This window comes from Arcobacter sp. CECT 8989, from assembly GCF_004116715.1.
GTDB lineage: Bacteria > Campylobacterota > Campylobacteria > Campylobacterales > Arcobacteraceae > Halarcobacter.
Genome location: NZ_PDKE01000008.1, coordinates 1 through 20,128, shown reverse-complemented (window position 1 = coordinate 20,128; position 20,128 = coordinate 1). Strand labels below are relative to the sequence as shown.

General features: G+C 27.3%; 17 protein-coding genes. All 17 read left to right on the top strand.

What is annotated here, in order from left to right:
* Positions 1–55 precede the first annotated feature (55 nt).
* The gene (locus tag CRV02_RS08655; RefSeq protein ID WP_129090000.1) at positions 56–964 is read left to right on the top strand and encodes a cytochrome-c peroxidase; all 909 of its coding nucleotides are present in this window, start codon (positions 56–58) and stop codon (positions 962–964) included.
* Positions 965–3,811, top strand: a complete 2,847-nt coding sequence (locus CRV02_RS08650) for an EAL domain-containing protein (RefSeq protein ID WP_129089999.1) — start codon at positions 965–967, stop codon at positions 3,809–3,811. It abuts the gene before it with no gap.
* Positions 3,812–4,023: 212 nt separating this feature from the next.
* Positions 4,024–4,491 carry a Spy/CpxP family protein refolding chaperone gene (locus CRV02_RS08645; RefSeq protein WP_129089998.1) on the top strand — a complete coding sequence of 156 codons (468 nt, stop codon included), beginning with the start codon at positions 4,024–4,026 and terminating at the stop codon, positions 4,489–4,491.
* Complete coding sequence (locus CRV02_RS08640) at positions 4,463–5,146, top strand: response regulator transcription factor (protein ID WP_129084706.1); 684 nt, start codon at positions 4,463–4,465, stop codon at positions 5,144–5,146. Before CRV02_RS08645 ends, CRV02_RS08640 begins: the two co-directional genes overlap by 29 nt.
* Positions 5,139–6,377, top strand: coding sequence for an ArsS family sensor histidine kinase (locus CRV02_RS08635; RefSeq protein ID WP_129089997.1), 1,239 nt, complete (start codon positions 5,139–5,141; stop codon positions 6,375–6,377). The genes CRV02_RS08640 and CRV02_RS08635 overlap by 8 nt, the downstream gene beginning before the upstream one ends.
* Positions 6,374–7,510 carry an aminoacetone oxidase family FAD-binding enzyme gene (locus CRV02_RS08630; protein WP_129089996.1) on the top strand — a complete coding sequence of 379 codons (1,137 nt, stop codon included), beginning with the start codon at positions 6,374–6,376 and terminating at the stop codon, positions 7,508–7,510. Before CRV02_RS08635 ends, CRV02_RS08630 begins: the two co-directional genes overlap by 4 nt.
* Positions 7,511–7,595: 85 nt before the next feature.
* Positions 7,596–8,999: a methyl-accepting chemotaxis protein gene (locus CRV02_RS08625; RefSeq protein ID WP_129089995.1), complete on the top strand. Its 1,404-nt coding sequence runs from the start codon at positions 7,596–7,598 to the stop codon at positions 8,997–8,999.
* 11 nt (positions 9,000–9,010) lie between these two features.
* Entirely contained in the window at positions 9,011–9,388 is a 378-nt protein-coding gene (locus CRV02_RS08620) for a response regulator (protein WP_129089994.1), read from the top strand.
* Between the two features lie 5 nt (positions 9,389–9,393).
* A complete protein-coding gene (locus tag CRV02_RS08615; protein WP_129089993.1) occupies positions 9,394–11,535 on the top strand; it encodes a PAS domain S-box protein in 2,142 nt (713 codons plus the stop codon).
* A gap of 1 nt (position 11,536) precedes the next feature.
* Positions 11,537–14,068, top strand: a complete 2,532-nt coding sequence (locus CRV02_RS08610; RefSeq protein WP_129089992.1) for a PAS domain-containing sensor histidine kinase — start codon at positions 11,537–11,539, stop codon at positions 14,066–14,068.
* Positions 14,069–14,106: 38 nt separating this feature from the next.
* Positions 14,107–14,919 carry a TIGR00282 family metallophosphoesterase gene (locus CRV02_RS08605; RefSeq protein WP_129089991.1) on the top strand — a complete coding sequence of 271 codons (813 nt, stop codon included), beginning with the start codon at positions 14,107–14,109 and terminating at the stop codon, positions 14,917–14,919.
* Positions 14,912–15,583, top strand: a complete 672-nt coding sequence (locus tag CRV02_RS08600; protein WP_258239271.1) for a 3-methyladenine DNA glycosylase — start codon at positions 14,912–14,914, stop codon at positions 15,581–15,583. Before CRV02_RS08605 ends, CRV02_RS08600 begins: the two co-directional genes overlap by 8 nt.
* Positions 15,580–16,371 (top strand): hypothetical protein, encoded by a 792-nt coding sequence (locus CRV02_RS08595; RefSeq protein ID WP_129084698.1) that lies wholly within the window; start codon positions 15,580–15,582, stop codon positions 16,369–16,371. The genes CRV02_RS08600 and CRV02_RS08595 overlap by 4 nt, the downstream gene beginning before the upstream one ends.
* An 11-nt stretch (positions 16,372–16,382) precedes the next feature.
* Entirely contained in the window at positions 16,383–16,631 is a 249-nt protein-coding gene (locus CRV02_RS08590) for a hypothetical protein (protein WP_129084697.1), read from the top strand.
* A gap of 13 nt (positions 16,632–16,644) precedes the next feature.
* Positions 16,645–17,355, top strand: coding sequence for a bifunctional demethylmenaquinone methyltransferase/2-methoxy-6-polyprenyl-1,4-benzoquinol methylase UbiE (ubiE, locus tag CRV02_RS08585; protein WP_129084696.1), 711 nt, complete (start codon positions 16,645–16,647; stop codon positions 17,353–17,355).
* A gap of 30 nt (positions 17,356–17,385) precedes the next feature.
* On the top strand, positions 17,386–18,573 hold the full coding sequence (xseA, locus tag CRV02_RS08580; RefSeq protein ID WP_129089990.1) for an exodeoxyribonuclease VII large subunit: 1,188 nt from the start codon (positions 17,386–17,388) through the stop codon (positions 18,571–18,573).
* A 51-nt stretch (positions 18,574–18,624) separates the two neighbouring features.
* The coding region (locus tag CRV02_RS08575) for a cache domain-containing protein (RefSeq protein ID WP_309109253.1) at positions 18,625–20,128 on the top strand (1,504 nt) is incomplete at its 3' end.

The window sequence follows — 20,128 nt, the reverse complement described above, 5'->3', positions numbered from 1 at the left end:
AATTTTGTTTTTTTTTGTTATACTTCGCGAATTAATATATAAGCTAAGGTTTTAATTGTTTTTCAAAAAAATATTTCTTTTCAACTTTCTTATACTAACCCTTTTTGCTTCAAGTATTGAACCAATTCCTTTAAAGCTTGAGTATAATCATGATAAAGCTATTTTAGGGAAAAAACTCTTCTTTGATAAAAGACTTTCAAAGGATAATAGTATCTCTTGTGCAAGCTGCCATGATTTAACTAAAGGTGGAGATGATGGACTAAAATTCTCTGTCGGAATAGATGGAAAACTAGGGGACATAAATGCTCCAACAGTTTTAAACTCTGTATTTAATTTTAGACAGTTTTGGGATGGAAGGGCAAAAGATTTAGCAGAACAAGCTAAAGGACCTATTGAAAACCCAATTGAGATGGGACATGATTTTACTAAACTTTTAGAGCTTTTAAAAACAAGTTCTTATGAAAAAAGTTTTAAAACTATTTATAAAGATGGAATTACAAAAGAAAATCTTGTAGATGCAATTGCAGAGTTTGAAAAAACATTAATCACTCCTAATTCTGCTTTTGATAAATATTTAAAAGGTAATGATAATGCAATAAACTCTTTTGAGAAAGAGGGCTTTGAGTTATTCAAAAACAAAGGTTGTATCTCTTGCCACAATGGTGTAAATATTGGTGGAAACTTATATAGCAAGTTTGGAATGCTAATAGATGTTGAAAGTAAAAATTTAGGTAAATATAACGTTACTAAAAATGAGTTGGACAAGTATTATTTTAAAGTACCAACATTAAGAAATATAAGTTTAACTGCACCATACTTTCATGATGGCAGATATTATGATTTAAAAGAAGCAGTAAAAACTATGGCATTAGTGCAGTTAGGTAGGCCTGTTACAAATTTAGAAATAGAAAAAATTGTAGCATTCTTAAAAACATTAAACGGGGAATTAAAAATAATAGAATAGATGAAAAAACTTTTTAAAACCTTTGAAATGAAGTTAGTTTTATTTACTTTCTTCATTGGCTCTCTTTTTATATATTTATACCATATAGAAAATAGTATCAAAAACTATAGTTTATATAAAAAAGGTATAAATGATTTAAAATTTATAAATTTATATTTAGATAACTTTTTAGAGAAACAAGATAAATTTGTTAACTTTGATGAAATAGTTAAAAACACAAAAGAGTTTAATAGAATAATTGATGAGATATTATCAAGTGAAATCAAAACAGAATTTTCTCATATTGTATATGTTCAATTGGCAGAAGCTCATGGATTGTTTACTGAAAAACTAGAATACATAGAAAGATATAAGTCTTTACAAGCTTCTAACTTAAGCTCAATCTATTTTATCTATGATTTAAATCAGTATTTTAATAAAAGCAAACTTTCTAATGAAGATAAAGTTTTAATTAATCAAACCCTTTTTATATTAATGCAAAGTTTTATTAATATAAATGATAATAAAGAGTTATTATCAAAAAATTTAGAAATAATTTATAAATTATCAGAAAAAAGTAGAGATGAAAGATTAGAACTATTATATATTCATACAAAAAAAACAATAGAAAAAATAGAAAAAATCAATGAAATAAATAAGAAAATAAGTGAATTAGATTTAGCTAAACAATTAGATAAAGTTGATGTTTTTTTAGTTGATAGTTATAACAAAAAAATGTTAATGCAGTTAATTATTGCATCAGTATTTTTCTTATTTTTACTTTTTATGATTGTCGTTATTTATTTTGAACATAGAAAAACTAGAAAAATAAAAAATGAGTTATTAGGCTTTAAGTATGCAGTAGAAAACTCTGATAACTCGATAATACTTACAGACCCAGACCAAAATATAATTTATGTAAATGAAAACTTTGAGCTTAATAGTGGATATGATAAAGAAGAAGTATTAGGTCATAATCCAAGGTTTTTAAGTTCAGGTTCTACTGATAGTGGAGTTTATAAAGAGTTAAATAAAAAACTTGAAAAAGGTGAAAAATGGGAAGGTGAGTTTATAAATAAAAGAAAAGATGGAACAATTTTCTATGAAAAAGCTTCTATTGTACCTATTTTACTTAACAATAAAATAGTTAATTACCTTGCAATTAAACTTGATATTACAAAATATGTAAAACAAAAGGAGAACTTAGAGCTTTCTTCTATTGCCTTTGATAATGTTCAGGAGGGAATTTTAATTTGTGATGGAGACAAAAAAATCATTACAGTTAATAGTGCCTTTGAAAATATTACAGGTTATGATAAATCTGAGTTAATTGGAATGACTCCAACTATTTTACAATCAGGTCGTCATGATAAAGTATTCTATAGCAAAATGTGGAGTTCTATTATTGACAATGGCTATTGGAGAGGTAAAATTTATGATAGAAGAAGAGATGGAGAGATTATTCCTATTTGGTTGAATATTACAGCAATAAAAGATAAAAATGGTAAGTTTAGTAGATTTATTGCAGTTCATACAAATCTAAAAGAGATTATAGAAACTCAAGAAAAAGCAGATTTCTTAGCATATCATGACCCTTTAACAAAACTTCCAAATAGAGCAAAACTAGAAGAGGATTTAGCTTATTCAATTTCAGTTGCAAAAAGAAATGATTTAAATATTTTTGTACTATTTATTGATTTAGATAGATTTAAAATTATCAACGATACTTTAGGTCATCAAACGGGAGATGAGTTATTAAAAGTATTAGCTAAAAGATTACAAAAAGTATTAAGAGGTACTGACTCTGTCTCTAGAATGGGTGGTGATGAATTTATTGTTACATTAGATTCAAGTAGAACTAAAAAAGCAGCTGGATATGTTTGTGAAAGAATTTTAGAGATAATTAAAGAACCTATAAAAGTAAAAGGTCATGTTTTAAATACAAGTGCTAGTATTGGAGTATCTATGTATCCAGATGATGGTACTGATATCTCAACTTTAATTAAAAATGCTGATACTGCAATGTATCATGCAAAAGAGAAAGGGAAAAATAATTTCCAATACTATGATAAACAATTATCAATTGATGTACATGAACAACTATCTATTGAACAAGCATTAAAAGGAGTACTTCAAAGACAAGAACTCTATTTATGTTATCAACCTCAATATCTATTAGATACAAAAGAAATTGTTTCTTTTGAAGCTTTAGTAAGATGGGAACACCCAGAAATAGGATTTATTAGACCTGATAAATTTATAAGTATTGCAGAAGATACGGGGATGATTATAGACATAGGAAAATATATTTTCAAAACTGCCTGTAAAGATTTTGTTGAGTTTAAGAAGATTAACCCAACTCTTAGATATATGGCTATAAATATCTCAAGTGTTCAGTTTAAAGATAAAAACTTTGTTGACGATGTTTTAAGAATTGTTAAAATGTTTAATCTAAAACCAAATGAAATAGAACTAGAAGTTACTGAACGATATATGATGGAGTTTACTCAAACAAATATGGATACTATGAATAAGTTAAGAGAGTTAGGTTTTAGATTCTCAATTGATGACTTTGGAACAGGCTATTCATCTATGAGTTATCTTACAAAACTTCCTATTGATGTCATTAAGGTTGATAAGGCATTTATTGATGGTACGCCAAAAGATCATGGAAATGTACAAATCTCAACAGCAATTGTTGCCCTTGCAAAAAGTTTAGGTTATAGTGTTATTGCTGAGGGAATTGAGTATGAAGAGCAAGAAAAATATTTAAAAGGGATTGATTGTAATATGGGACAAGGTTACTTGTTTTCTAAACCTTTAACATTCAATGATACTCAAAATCTTTTAGAAAAAAATAATGGGTAAGCAGTTTATTTAGCCTTAAAAAAACTCCATTTATATTTCACTATTCTCATAGAGACTTTGTGTCTTTATCTTTGAACTAAAATCAAAAAATTTTCATAAAAAACATATTTTACATAAATGATAAATGCAATGTTATTAATATTAGGTTAATAATAAATTTAGAAGTGGTTAAAAAGCTAATGTCATAATTTTACAAATAAAAAGGAGTTACTATGAAAAAAAGAGTAATTATATCAATGGCATTAGCTACAGTTTTAGCAACAGGACTTTATGCAAAAGGTAATTGTGATAGAGGATGTGACTATAATAAATCAAGTAAGATGATGAAGAAATCTCACAAGGGTGGATTTATGTCTTTTGTTTACAACTTAGATTTAGATGATAAACAAAAAGAGCAAATTCAAACTATTAAAAAAGAGATGATGAAAAAAAGATTTGCTAAGAAAGATAGTGCATTTACAGCTACAGATTTTGATAAAGAGAAATATATTCAGTTAATGAAACAAAAAAGAGAGAATATGATAGAATCTAAAGCTGAAATGATTGATAAAATCTATAAAGTTTTAAATAAAGACCAAAAGAAACAGTTAAAAGAGATGATGGATAAAAGAAAAGAGAGATTCTCTTCTATGATGAAAAAAAGGATGAACTTTGATAAAAATTGCAATGGTAGAGGATGATTTAGAATTAGCAGATGTTCTAACTCAATATTTAAAGCAATATAACATTGAAGTTACAAACTACGAAGAGCCTTTTTTGGCTCTAAGTAGTCTGAAAATGCAAAAATATGATTTATTAATCCTAGACTTAACACTTCCAGGAATGGATGGACTTGATGTATGTAAAGAGGTTGTAAAAAACTTTGATATACCAATTATTATCTCAAGTGCAAGAAGTGATATTACAGATAAAGTTACAGCTTTACAGCTTGGAGCTGATGACTATCTTCCAAAACCTTATGACCCAAGAGAACTAGAAGTTCGAATAAAAACTATCTTAAGAAGATTTAATCACAAAATAGAAGAAGAAAAAAACGATATTAAAAGAGTTTTTGAGTTAAATTGTGATAAAAAAGAGATTACAAAAAATGGCAAATTTATTAAGCTGACAGCAGCTGAGTATGAGGTTCTTTCTTTAATGATAAAAAGAGAAGGTTTTGTAATAAGTAGAGAAGATATTTTTGATAATTCAAACCTACTTAACTCAGATTATGAAAATTCTGGTTCTTTAGCTGTTATAATAAATAGAATAAGACAAAAAATTGAAGATAATCCAAAAGAGGCAAAATATCTTCATACAATAAGAGGAATGGGGTACAAATTTACAAATGAATAGACAATCTTTATTTTTTACAGTTACCGTTACATTTATTATTTCTTTGATATTAGTTGTGGTTAGTTTCATAATTATAATGATAGGAAACCAAAAAAGGCTAGAGCATCATCTTTTTGAAAGGTATCAACCCTTAACAAAAATGGTTTATAGACAACACTACAAATTTGGAAAATTAAATGAGGATTTTAAAAAGAGTTTAGAACCTTTTAATTATGACCTGTTTTTAAAGAAAAGTAGAATTGATGCTATAACTTATAATATAAATACAAAGGTACTTGTAGAAAGAAAGTTTAGAGCTACAGTTATGAGAGTACTTCAACTAAATGACAGACAGTTTTTATACTTAAATAGAAAAGGGAAAACCTTTTTAGTGGAAGATAAAAATGAGTTTACTCAAAATAGTTCTATTTATATAATTTCAGTTTTTGCAATTATTTTGATTACACTTATCCTTTCATTTTTAGTAACACTTAGAAAGCTAATGCCTTTAAAAATATTAAAAGATAAAGTTAGTACCTTAGGTGATGAAAACTTTGATTTTGAGTGTTGTAACACAGATAGAAAAGATGAGGTTTCATTACTTGCTTTAGAGTTTAAAAAGAGTGCTAAAAAGTTAAAAGAGCTAAAAGAAGCTAGAAATATATTTATTAGAAATATCATGCATGAACTAAAAACTCCTATTACAAAAGGAAAGTTTTTAACAGAGATTGAAAGAAACAAAGAGAATGATGAAAAGCTAAAAGAAGTATTCAATAGACTTGAACTTTTAATCAATGAGTTTGCTTCTATAGAAGAGCTAATTTCTTCAAAAAATGTAGATAAAAAAATATACTTTTTAAATGATATTTTAGACAATGCAAAAGATATTTTGATGCTTGAAGATGATGTTGTAGAAGAAAAACATGATAATCTAAAACTTGAAGTAAACTTCAAACTATTTTCAATCGCTTTAAAAAACCTACTTGATAATGCTATAAAATACTCAAATGACAAAAAAGTATTAGTAAAAACAGATGGAGAGAATATCATCTTTGAAAATAGCGGAAAAGCTTTAGAGTATGACTTAGAAAACTATTATGAACCATTTTTTGCAAATGAACAAAATAGTAGCAACTCTTTTGGATTAGGACTTTATATAGTTCATAATATTTTAAAAGCAAATGGTTATTGTCTAGAGTATAAATATGAAGATGAAAAAAATATTTTTATTTGTAAAAAGGAAGAGAAATAGAATACGATATCGTAGTAATTGGAGCTGGTGCAAGTGGTTTGATGTTTGCATCACAAGTTAAGAATAAAAAGATTGCAATAATAGAATCAAATGCAAAAATAGGGCAAAAAATTAAAATAAGTGGTGGAGCAAAGTGCAATATCACAAATGAAAATGTAAGTTTCAAAAACTATTTAGGAGATAAAGAGTTTGTAAAAAATAGTTTAGACTTTTTCTCAAATAAAGATTTATTAAACTTTTTAAATAAAAATGGTGTTTATCCTAAAGTAAATCCTAAAATAGTAAAAGGGACATACTTTTGTAACTCTTCCCAAGATGTTATAGATATGTTTACAAAACTAACTTCTCATACAAAAAAGTTTTTAAATACAAAAGTTATAGATGTAAAGTATGATAAAGGTTTTTTAGTAAATACTTCAAAAGGCTTAATCAAAGCAAAAAACTTAGTAGTTGCTAGTGGAGGTTTATCTTATGCTAGTGTTGGAGCTTCACCAATTGCTTATGAGATAGCAAAAGAGTTTGGACATGAAGTAACACCTACAAAACCAGCATTAGTTGGTTTTACTGTTCAAAAAGAGCAATTTTGGTTTAAAAAACTTAGTGGAATCTCTTGTGAAGTTGATATAAAAGTAGATGAGAAAAAGTTCAATGGAAAACTTCTTTTTGCTCATAAAGGTTGTTCTGGTCCTGCTGTTTTAAATGCTTCTTTATATTGGCAAAAAGGAAAGATTACTATTGATTTTATGCCTAAAAAGAAGTTAGAACCTTTATTAAAGGGAAATAAAAACATCTCTACAGCTTTACCTTTACCAAAAAGGTTTATGCAAGAGTTTTTAGATTCAATTGAATTAAAAGATAAGCCTGTTAGTAAACTTTCATCTGATGAGAAAGATAAGTTAAAAACTATAAAAAACTATGAGTTTTCACCTGCTGGAACCTTTGGATATACAAAAGCAGAAGTTACAAGTGGAGGAATTGATATCTCTTCAATAGATAAAAATAGCTTTGAGAGCAAACATCAAGAAAAGTTATATTTTTTAGGTGAGTGTTTAGAACCAACTGGTGAATTAGGTGGATATAATTTCCAGCTTTACTTCTCTCAAGCTTATTTATGTGCAAATAATTTTAAATAGTATCAAGCAATTTCTTTGATTATAAAGTGATATTGAGATATAATATTTACTTAACTTGAAAAAATATTATGAAGGCACATAAGAGATGTTTTTTTCGAACTCAAAGAAAAATGCTCAAGAAGTAGAAAAACTTAAAAAAGAGCTAGAGCTACTAAAAGAAGAAGTAGCTTTAAAAGACAAAAAAATCCAAAACTTAGAAAATAAAATTCAACTAGTTTCAAATGATGAACAAAAGATTGAAAGTTTAGAAAAGAAGAATGAGTTTTATAAAAGACTTGCTGAAATCTCACAAGAAGAGGGTTTAGTTGCATTTAACACAAATGATGAAGTTTTATTTATAAATAGAAGAGCAAAAAATCATAACCTTGATACTCAAGCTTTATTAAAAGCAATCAAAAGTGGAAGAGATACTGTTGTTTTAAATGATTGTGAAGCTTTTATTTTATTAGAGAAGTATGATGATAAAATAATTGCTTCATTAAGACAAACTTCTGTCCATGATAATAAAGAAGGTGGTTTATTAGAAAGACATAATAAAAATATGACTAACTCTTTAACTTCAACTCAGAATGCCTACCTGGACCTTTTAGATGAATTACGAAGTATGATGAAAGAGTCTAAAGAGACAGCAGAAGGTTCTACAAAAGGATTAAACCTAACAAATGATATTGTAAGTGATACTGAGAACTTACATAAAGAAATAGAGATAGAACATGAAGTTGTAAACTCTTTAGTTTCTAAAAGTAAAGATATTGCTGATGTTATTAACATCATTCAAGAGATTGCATTCCAAACAAATATTCTTTCACTTAATGCAGCAGTAGAAGCAGCAACAGCAGGTGAAGCAGGAAAAGGTTTCGCAGTAGTTGCACAAGAAGTAAGAAACTTAGCAAATAGGTCTGCTCAAGCAGCTTCACAAATCAAAAGTGTAGTTGATTCTATCCAAGAAGAAACTCATAAGATTAAAAATAGTTCAGATGTGGTTTCTCAAGTAGTTGGGGAAACAAAAAGTAGGGTAGAAATCTTAAGTGAACTAATGAATGGTTTCCAAAGAAACTCTAGTAGGTCTGTTTATGAAGTAGAGAGTGTTTCAAATAAAATCTTTATCAATCTTGCAAAATTAGACCACGTAATTTACAAAAACAATCTTTATCAATTGATTTTTGGGTCAGAACATAACTTTAAAGCAGTTGACCACCATAACTGTAGATTAGGTAAATGGTACGACTCTGGCTTAGGTAAAGAAGAGTTTAGTTTTGTACCTTCTTATAGACATTTAGAACATTGTCATTCCATTGTGCATAAAGAAGCAAATGAGTTAGCAAGTGAGTGTTCTGGAAATGAAATCTCTTGTTCTAAACAGTTAATTGAACAAAAAATTGCTTTAGTTGAGGATGCCAGTGAAGAGGTCTTTATTTACTTAGACAAAATCCTAGAAGAAAAAAATACAGCTGTGATGAAAGATGCAGCTACAAAACTATTTAACTAGTAGGAAGTGAAATGGAAGAAAAAATTTATGAAATCGCAGTAGTTGATGATGAAGTTGAGATTTTACAGATAATTGATAAGTATCTAAAAAGAACAAAGAAATATAGAGTAACTACTTTTTCAAATCCTAAAATTGCCCTTGACTCTTGTGTTAAAACAAAGTATGATTTAATATTATTAGATATTATGATGCCTGCAATGGATGGTTTAGAGTTTTTAGAAAAAATAAAAGCTGAGATACCAGCACAAAAGGTATGCATGATGACAGCATATTCTACTTTAGATAAAGTTTTAAAGTCTCATAAACAAGGAGCTGAGAATTATATTATGAAACCATTCCCTTCTTTAGAAGCTTTAAATGAAAAGATAAAAACACTTTTAGAGAAATGAGTTAAATGAAGAGCAATAGATTAGTATTTAGGTATAGTTTACTTTTTCTTTTTTTATCAACAGTTTTGATCCTTGCTCTTTTGTTTAATAAAAATGAAGAGATAGAGATTCTAAAAAATGAAGTTAAAGAGAAAAATAGTAAAGTTTTCTCGCTTTATAAAAAAGAGACTCTAGAAATATCGGAGCTTTTTTTCTTTAATTATGTGTTAAAAAATGAAAGACTACTATCAATCTTACAAGAGCAAAACAAAAAAGAAGAAAGATTTAAAGAGATAGAAAAAATCTATGAAGATAAATTGAGTTTCTTTAGAAAACATAATATAAAAGAGATAAACTTTTATTCAATCATAGGAAAGCCTATTTATAAAAGCTCTTTTAACTCCTATGATGAGAATTTAAATAAAGAACATAAAACTCTTATTACTAAAGTAGCGAAAAAATTTAATCCAAAAGTTATCTTTGCTATAAATGATACAAGTGCTTCACTAAACTACTTAAAACCTGTTTTTAATAAAGACCTAAAAGCTATAGCTGTATTTGAAATAGTGATGGACCTACCAAGACTATCTCATAATAGCTTTATAGAAAAAGGTTTAAATGTTGAGTTTATGGTTGATCATTCTATATTAAAAAGTAATGTAAATCAAAGCTATTTTAAAAACTATTTAACCCATCATATAAATCCAAATTTTATGTATGTTCAATCATTTTACAAAAATAGATTTTTAATAAATAATTTACCTTTAGAACTTTTAACAGAAATAAAAAAGAAGATGAAAAATAAACAAAATTTTGTAGTTGATTATAGAGTAAAAGAGAAGTGCTTTATCACAAGTTTCTACGAAATAAATAATTCATCTTATATGATGTTAACAGTTGAGTGTGAAGAGTATAATCAAATAGTTAATAGATATAATATTTATATTTATGCAAGTGTGTTAGTCTCTTTTATTATAGTACTTTTACTATTTTTAATAAATCTGTATTATTATAAGTACAAAATAATAAAATCTAAACTTAATAATATTAGTAAGAGTATTGATAAATATGTAATTGTTGCAGAAACAAATCTAAAGGGAAGAATCACTTATGTTTCTCAAGCCTTTTGTAATGTAAGTGGATACAAAAAAGATGAGCTGATTGGTAAACCAATAAATATAGTAAGACATCCTGATATTTCAAAAAAGTTTTATGAAAACATGTGGGAAAAATTATCAGCAAATGAAGTTTGGGAAGGTGAGATAAAAAATATTGATAAAAATGGAAACTCTTATTGGGTTAGAGGAAATATTTTACCTATCTTTGATATCAATAATAAAAAAATAGGATATAGGTCTATTAGGGTTAATATTAGTGATGAAAAACAACTTCTAAAAGTAAACTCTTTATTAAAAAGAGACCTATTTTTAAAACTAAATGAGATAAAAACAAGAGATAAAATGAAAATTGATCAATCTAAGATTGTTCTAATGGGACAAATTTTAGATGCCTTTTCAAATGAGTGGAAAAAGCCTATTTCGAATCTATCTTCAAAGATACTTGCCTTTGAAAATAGTGTAAATAAAAATACTTATGATAAAAACTATTTAACAAACTTATCTAAAGAGTTAAGTATAGAGTTAAAGATTTTATCAATGCATTTAAATGAGTTTAAAACTCTTTTCTCTCAAAACTCAAATGAAGATAAATATAGTGTTTTTAATGCAATTAAAACAGCAATTGCTTCTGTTCCTCAAAAAGATATTAAAATAGAATTATCAGGGGATGAGAATTTAGAGACTTTTGGTGTTTCATATGACTTAAGAAAAATCATCTTAGGAATAGTTTATAACTCCTTTGAAGAGTTTAGAAAGAAAAGAATTACATCAGGTAAAATAACTATTTCTGTAAATAGAACAAATGAAAATATACTGATTAAGTGTAAAGACAATGCAGGAGGAATTCCTCAAGAGTTTATAAGTAAAATATTTGAAACAGGTTTTAGTACTAAAGAGAATCTATCTTCAAGGGGATTACCATTGCATATTGCAAAACTTATTGTAAAAAAACTTGATGGTGATATTTGGGCTAAAAATGAAGATGATGGGTGTTGTTTCTATATAAAACTAATCACAAGAGATAGAAGAGAAAGTAAGAGAGTACAGTAGTTTGAAGGTTCAATTTTCATTAAAGCTTTTTTTAGCATTTTTAGTATTTTCGTTTATATTCTTTTTATTAACTTCATTTTTAACATATAAAACTTTTCAAACAAAAGTAGAACATAAAAATATAGAAAACTTTTTAACAAAAGCAGAACTTTTTCAAGAAAGAGTAGATGATTTTATTAGAAAAAATAAAGCTATTATTGAAACAATACTTGAAGATAAAGCAGTTAAGAATAATTATATTCCAAGTATTGAACCAAAATTAGAGGTTTTATTAAAAAGTAATAAAGATATCACCTCCCTAAAGCTTGTGAAAAATAGTGGTGAAAACATCATCTCTTTATATAAAAATGAAAATAAAATAGAAAAAAAAGAGTTAGTATTAAGTTCTATTATTCATTATTACCTAAGTAGTGAAGAGATTTTAAAAAATAGACTTTTTATAACGGAACCATATCTTTTAGAACAAAAAGGTGAAATAACACTACCTTTAAAACCTTTAATTGAGCTTGTATATAAAGCAGAAGATAAAACAGTCTTTATCTCTTATGATATAAGTAGGCTTTTTAAATCTTTACAGTTAAAAGATATAAAATATTTAGTAGATAAAGATTTAAATATTATCTATGATAGTACAGGTTTAAACTCTTGGTCAAAGTATTATAATCCTTCATTAGATATTAAAAGTATTATAAAAGGCTTTAGTAATAGAGTCTTTAGTGATAGTTTTATTGTTACAAATAAAAACTACTTAAAACAAATATTTTTTAATAATGAACACTATTTTACTTTAGTTGACAACAATAAAAAAATTACCTACAAAGAGTTTTTTAATAGATATGAAAACTCTTTTTATAATATTGCTTTTTTAATGTTTGTTATTTCATTTATAATCTCAATGCTTTTTACAACACCTCTATCAAATATAAATAAAAAACTAGAGAGTGAAAAAAATGTGCTAAGTGACTCTATTAGAAAAAATAGTTTGATGTTAAATGATAGTTTAGCTCTTTTAGATAAACATGTTATGTATGTAAAACTTGATACTGAGTTTAAAGTTTTAAATATAAGTTCTTATCTTTCAAGGGTAACAGGCTTTGAAAAGGAAGAACTTATTGGACAAGATTATACTTTTTTATTAAGTAATAATAGTTTGAAAGTTTTTAATGAAAAAGTAAAAACAGTTCTAGAAAATGCAATTCCTTGGAATGGAGAACTTCAAAGTATTAAAAAGATTGCTGGTGATTATTGGGTTAAGTCAAATATTGAACCAGACTACAATGAATATGGCGAACTAATTGGATATACAGATATTAGAACAGATATTAGTGATAACAAAAGAATTGAAAAGCTATACAACGAATTAAACTATCAGATTGAACAGTTAAATACAATTTTCCAAAATGCAAATAGTGGAATAGCCTTAGTAGACTTTGATGGAAACTTCAAACGATTTAATGGAAAGTTCTTTAATCTTTTCAACTATACGGAAAATGAGATAATTGAGAAAAAAATATTTGATTTAGTAGATGCAGGAAGTATTGATTTATTAAGAAAAGTTGTTAATGAAGTAAAAGAACATGGTTCTATTTTGAATATAGAGTTAGTTTTTATATCAAAAAATCAAGAAGAGATATATTTAGATGTATCTTTAAATCTTCTTCCAGATAGAAAAAATATGGTTATGGTTGCAAACTCTTTAGAAGATAAACGAAAACTTCAAGAGCTAAACCATAACTTAGAGTTTAGAGTTGCTCAAGAAGTTAAAAAGAATATTGAAAAAGACAAAATTCATCAAGAAGAGCAAATTAAAAATGCAAAACTTACTTCTATTGGTACTTTAGCTGCTGGAATTACCCATGAGATTAATACTCCTTTGACATACTTAAAGGGTAACTTTGAGATGTTAACAATGGATATTGAAGATTTAGAAGATGAAGATACTAAAAACAATATGCTGTTTTCTTGTGAAAAGATGGAAGATGCAATAAATCGTATTGCTGTTATTGTTGAATCAATGAGAGAGATGTCTCAAACATCAATAGAAGCTAAAGAGAAAACAAATATTTATGCTACTTTATTTACTTCTTTAACGATGGCATATAATGTTTCAAAACAAATAAGTAAGATATATCTAAACAATAAAGAGTTTACTCCAACAAATATTGATAAAAATGATTTTGAAGTTTTTGCTAAAGTTCAAAAGCAAAGGTTAGAGCAAGTTTGGATTATCATCATAAACAATGCCTTAGATGCTTTAAAAACTTTAAAAGACTATGAACAAAGAGAACTTAGAATTGATGTTTTCTCTGAAGCTGATGAGGTAATTGTACGATTCTCTGATAATGCAGGTGGAGTAGATGAAAAGATTATTGATAAAATCTTTGACCCATTTGTAAGTTCTAAAACGCATAGTGGAATGGGAGTTGGACTAAATATTGCTAAAAAGATTATCGATGACCATAAGGGTGAAATTCTAGTATATAACAATGAAGTTGGTGCAGTATTTGATGTAAAGTTGAAAATACAAGAATAAGTAGCTACAATTTCAACTATTTTAATTAAAGGACTATTTTGAGAATAGCATTTATAGGTGATATTGTAGGACGGCCTGGTCGAAAGATTATTAAACAACATTTGCAAAATATAAGAGAAAAATATAAATTTGATATGGTAATTGCAAATGCAGAAAATGCTAGTCATGGTTTTGGATTAACAGTAAAAAACTGTCAAGAACTTTTAAACTCAGGAATTGATGTTATAACTGGTGGAAACCACTCTTTTGATAAGAAAAGTGAAATGTTCACTCTTCTTGAAACAAAACCAGTTTTAAGACCTGACAATTACCCTAAAGGTATTCCAGGAACTGGTATAAAAGTTTTTGATGTAAATGATGAAAAATTAGCAGTAATAAACTTAATGGGACAATTTTCAATGCCAACAGTTGAAAATCCATTTAACTGGGCAGTTAAACTTGTAGATGAATTACATGAAAAAGGTGTAAGAAATATTTTTATTGACTTTCATGGGGAAGCAACAAGTGAAAAAAGAGTTATCTTTATGATGTTAAAAGGTTTAGTAAGTGGAGTTTGTGGAACACATACTCACATAGGAACAGATGATTTACAAGTTATCAATGGAACAGCATATTTAACAGATATTGGACTTACAGGTTGTAGGGACAATGTAATTGGAATGGATAGTAAAATACCAATTGAAAAGGCAACTACAGGTCTAGGTGGACACTTTACTATTCCTAATTCTTGTAAATCAATACTTCAAATGATGGTTATAGATATTGAAGATGGAAAAGCAGTTGATTGTTTTAAACTAAAAAAATATTGTGATAAACCTGATATTATAAAAACTAAGGCTATTTTTGACTAAAGAAAAAGTAGATATAAGTGATAGCTTTGATTTATTAAAGTACTTAAAAGAACAAAACTTACTTGAAGGTCACCCAGAATTTTGGTGGCCAAACTCAAACTTTTTTGAAATATTTTTAGGTGCAATTCTAACTCAAAATACAAAATGGGAAAATGTAGAAAAGTCATTATCTAACTTAAGAGAAAAAAATCTTTTATCTTTAGAAGGTATAAAAGAAGTAGACTTAGAAAGCTTTATTTTAGCAATTACTCCAAGTGGTTTTAAAAATCAAAAATCAATAAGAATTAAAAAAATAGTTTCAAATATTTTAGAAGAGTTTGGCTCTTTTGAATCTTTTTGTGAAAATGTTAGTAAAGAGTGGCTTTTAGAACAAAAAGGTATTGGTCTAGAAACAGCAGATGCAATACTTTGTTATGCTTGTAAACAAGAGTTTATGGTAGTAGATAAATATACACAAAAGTTAGTTGCTTCTTTTGGTTATGAGTTTGAAAGCTATGAGGATTTACAAGCTTGGTGTGAATATGGAATTAATGATAATTTAGATAAAATATTTGAACTTTACGGATATGAAATATCACTTAATAAATTATACTGTCGATTTCACGGTAAGATTATTGAGTATATGAAAATAAGAAATAAACAGTCTAATAAGGGAAAAAAATGATAATAATTCCACAAACTAAAGGTGGTGTTGGTAAATCTACTGTAGCAATGCAAGTAATTGCTCCTTATTTATTCAAAAAGCATGGTAAAAAAATCACTTATATTGAAATTGATGATGAAAACAATGACAGTAAGTCTTTTACAAGAACTGAAATTGTTGAAAAAAGAATGCTTGGAACAAACAAATTAACAGAGCTTGATGAACTTATCTTAATGGATGATAAGCATGAAATTATTGTTGATGTTGGTGGAAATAAAACCTCTTCATTGGTTTTAGAAGAGATTAAAAAAGTAGGTTCTTTTGGTAATATCAAATGGATTATTCCATTAGGTGATGGTGAACTTGATGGTAAAAATGCAATTGCAACTATGAAAAAAATCAAAAAGATTGAAGATAATCTTGAAGAAAATGTTCTATTTGCTTTAAATAGAGCTATCTCTATGGACCAAGAGTATATTGAAGAGCAGTTTATTAACTTCTTTGGTCATAAATATTTAGATAGTAATTCAGTACTTTGTGACTTTTTAAAAGACCCAAAATATTTTGCAGTAAAAAATGACAAAGTAATTACTATGAGTAGATACTTAGGAAGTACTGTTTGGGAAATGGCTTACAACAATACTGATTTTGCTAAGAAAGCTATTCAAGCAAAAGAGTTAGGTGATTTAGAGAGTGCTAGAAAGTTTTTATTCTTTAGAAGAATTCAAACAGAAGCAAAAGATTATGTTTTAGGAACTTTAAATAAAATCTTCTTTGATTTAGATAAGTGGCTTGAGATTAAGAAGTAAAGTGTTGAAATATGAGTGATATGACTTTTAAACAAGCCAAAGAGATAGTTGAAAGGCTTGAATTATCAGAACTTAGTTTAAGAAACTCATTTGATAGCATGGACCATGCAAGAAGATCGTTAGATGATTCTGTAATGGAACAAAAAAAAGTTTTAAAACAGCTACCAGAAAAAGATAAAAAAATATCAATTTTATATTTAATTATTATGCTTAATATTGGTTTTATTGGTGGCTTATTTGTTGGAAAATATTTATTATAATTTAGGATAGTTGATGGATAAACAAGAAAAAATTGTATCAATGTTTAATGATATTGCTGGAAGATATGATATAGCAAATAGAATTTTAAGTATGGGAATTGATAAGTCTTGGAGAAACAAGGCTTGTAACAAGGCATTAAGTTTATATAACAAAGATAGTTTAGAAAAAGTTGTTGATGTTGCTTGTGGTACAGGTGATATGATTGACTTTTGGAAAACAATTGCAAATAAAAATGGTATTGAATTAAAAAATATTGTTGGAGTAGACCCAAGTGTTGGAATGATGGATGTTGCAAAACAGAAGTTTCCAGAAGTTGAGTTTATTGAAGCAGGTGCTGCTCAAATGCCACTAGATAGTGATTGTGCAGATATTATCTCTATTTCTTATGGAATTAGAAATGTAGTTCAAAGACAAGAAGCCTTTGATGAGTTTGCAAGAGTACTTAAAAAAGATGGTTTAGTAGTTATTTCTGAGTTTACAAAACAAGAAAAAACAAATATCTTAGACCACTTAACAGACTTTTATATGAATAAAGTTTTACCAACTATTGGTGGAATTATTTCAAAAAATAAAGAAGCATATAGATATTTACCAGACTCAATTGATGAGTTTTTAACAACTGATAATTTATGCAAAGAGTTAAGACAAGCAGGACTTGAACCAATTCATGTTAAATCTTTCTCTATGAAGATATCTACACTTATAATTGCAAGAAAAATATAATTTCTTGCAATAGTATTGCAAAGGAAACAATTGAACTCTCCTATTTCTGTATCTACTTTAAATACACAAATTAAATCTTTACTGGAAACTACTTTTATAAATGTTAGTGTTGAAGGTGAAATCTCAAACCTAACTTACCATAACTCAGGACATATTTATTTTTCAATAAAAGATGAAAAATCAACAATCTCTTGTGTAATGTTTAAAGGTAATGCAAAATATTTAAAGTTTAGACTTGAAGTAGGGCAGAAAATTGTTGTTTCTGGAACTATAACTGTTTACACACCAAGGGGAAGTTATCAGCTTATGTGTTCTAAGATTGAACCTTCAGGACAAGGAGCGCTAGCTTTAGCTTATGAGCAGTTAAAAGCAAAACTTCAAGTAAAGGGATATTTTGACCAAGAAAGAAAAAAGAGACTTCCTCTTTTCCCTAAAAAAATAGCACTTGTAACATCTCCTACAGGAGCTGCAATTGAAGATATGAAAAAAGTAGCTACAAATAGATGGCCACTTATTGAGTTAGTACTTGTTCCAACTTTAGTTCAAGGTGAGAGTTCAAAATTTGATATAGTAGATTCAATAAGATATGCAAACTCTTTAGATGTAGATTTGATAGTTGTTGGACGAGGTGGAGGAAGTATTGAAGACCTTTGGGCTTTTAATGAAGAAATAGTTGCAGATGCTATTTTCTCTTGTACAAAACCAGTTATTTCAGCAGTTGGACATGAAACAGACTTTTTAATTTCAGATTTTGTTGCAGATATAAGAGCTGCAACACCTTCTAATGCAATGGAAATTTCACTACCTGATGTAAATGAAAATAGAATTTATCTTGATAATATTACAATGGATTTTGATAATAGATTAAAAAACATAATTGCTAGAAAAGAAGTTGAATTAAAAAATATGTATTCTCTTTTTGAACAAAACTCTTTAGATGCAAAATTTAACTTCATAAGTGAGCAAATCAAGGTTTTAAAGGAGAGGTTTACAAATCTTTTAAGACAAAATATACAAAACAAACAAAGCAGAATTGAACTATTAAAAGAGCAACTACTTCTTAGTAATCCTGATAGAAAATATAAAACTGGATATGCTCAATTATCAATAAATAATAAAATAGTTAATCTTGAAGAACTTGACTTAAATGATAAGGTTACTCTGCAGACACCGAAAACAATTGCTTTATGTACGATTGAAGAGATAAAAAAACAATAATAAATTAAGTTTACAGTAGATAAAATATAGCAACATTCTTAAGGAGTTTGTATGAAGGAGAGTTCTATTGCAAATAAGATCCTACTTAGGATTTTAATTGTTGCTGCAATTGTTATTGTTATAGCTGCTGGTGTCTCGTACTATTTAGTGATGGGAATGAAGAAAGATATTGAGCTTCAAACACAAGAACACTTTGAACTTTTAATAAAAGAAAGAATCAAAGCAAAGCTTGATATTGGTATTTCAAATGCTGTTACAATTTCAAAAAATACAGATGTAATAGAAGCCTTAGAAACAAACAATAGAGATTTAGCAATAGCTGCTTTAAGTTCTATCTCTAATGCTATGAAAAATGGAACTTCATTTAAAAATGTAAAAGTTCATATTCATGACAAAAATGTAAACTCTTTTTTAAGAAACTGGAAAACTGAAAAATACGGTGATGATTTAAGCTCTTTTAGAAAAACAATTCTAGAAGTTAAAAATACACAAAAACCTTTAGCTGCAATTGAAGTTGGTAGAGCAGGTTTAGTTCTAAGAGGGCTTGCTCCTGTATTTAACGATGCAGATGAATATATTGGTTCTTTAGAGTTTATTCAAGGTTTTAACTCTGTAGTAAAAGATTTTAAAGCAGATGATGAATTCCTTTTAGTTTTAATGGATGAAAAATTAAAAAGAGGAAACGCTTTAACATCTCAGGATAAAGTTGGGAATTACTATATCTCACAAAAAGTTATTGATGAGAGTTTTAAAAACAGTGTAAAATCTTTAGACTTTACAAAGTTAATAAATAAGGGATATTTAACTGATAGTTCTTATTTTTATACTCAATTTCCAATAAAAGACTTCCAAGGGAATACAATTGGGACATATTTAGTTGGTGACCATATCAAACATGTTGATACAAGTTTTAATGAATCTGCAAACTTAGTTTATTTTATGCTTGTGATGATGGTTATTTTAACTTTAGTTCTTGTATTTGTAATTTATTATTTATTCAAGAAAATTATTACTGGTGGATTAAACAAGTTTAAACATTCTTTTGCCGAGTTTTTAGATTTTATCTCATTTAAGACAAATACTTTTACCAAACCTACTGTTTATACAAATGATGAAGTTGGCCAAATGTTAGTAATGTTAAATGAGACAGCTGATATTTTTGATAAAAAACTAAAAGAAGATATGAGAGTTATTGGAGAGATAGTTCTTACAAGTGATAAAGTTGAGCAAGGTATTTATAAATGTAGAATCCATGCAACTTCAGAAAACCCAATGATTGTTACTTTAAAAAATACAATTAATAAAATGCTTGATGAAAATGAAAGAAATATGACGGAGGTTGTTAGAAGCGTATCTCACTTTGCAAATAATGATTATAGAGATAGAGTTAATATAAATCCTAAATTAAAAGATAAAATGCTTGAAGTAATGCAAAGTATCAACAAACTAGGAGAAGCCTTAGGTAATAACGCAAAAGCGAATTTACATAATGGACAAACACTAGAGAATAACTCAGCAACAATGACAGCATCAATGAATAATCTAGCAGCAAAAG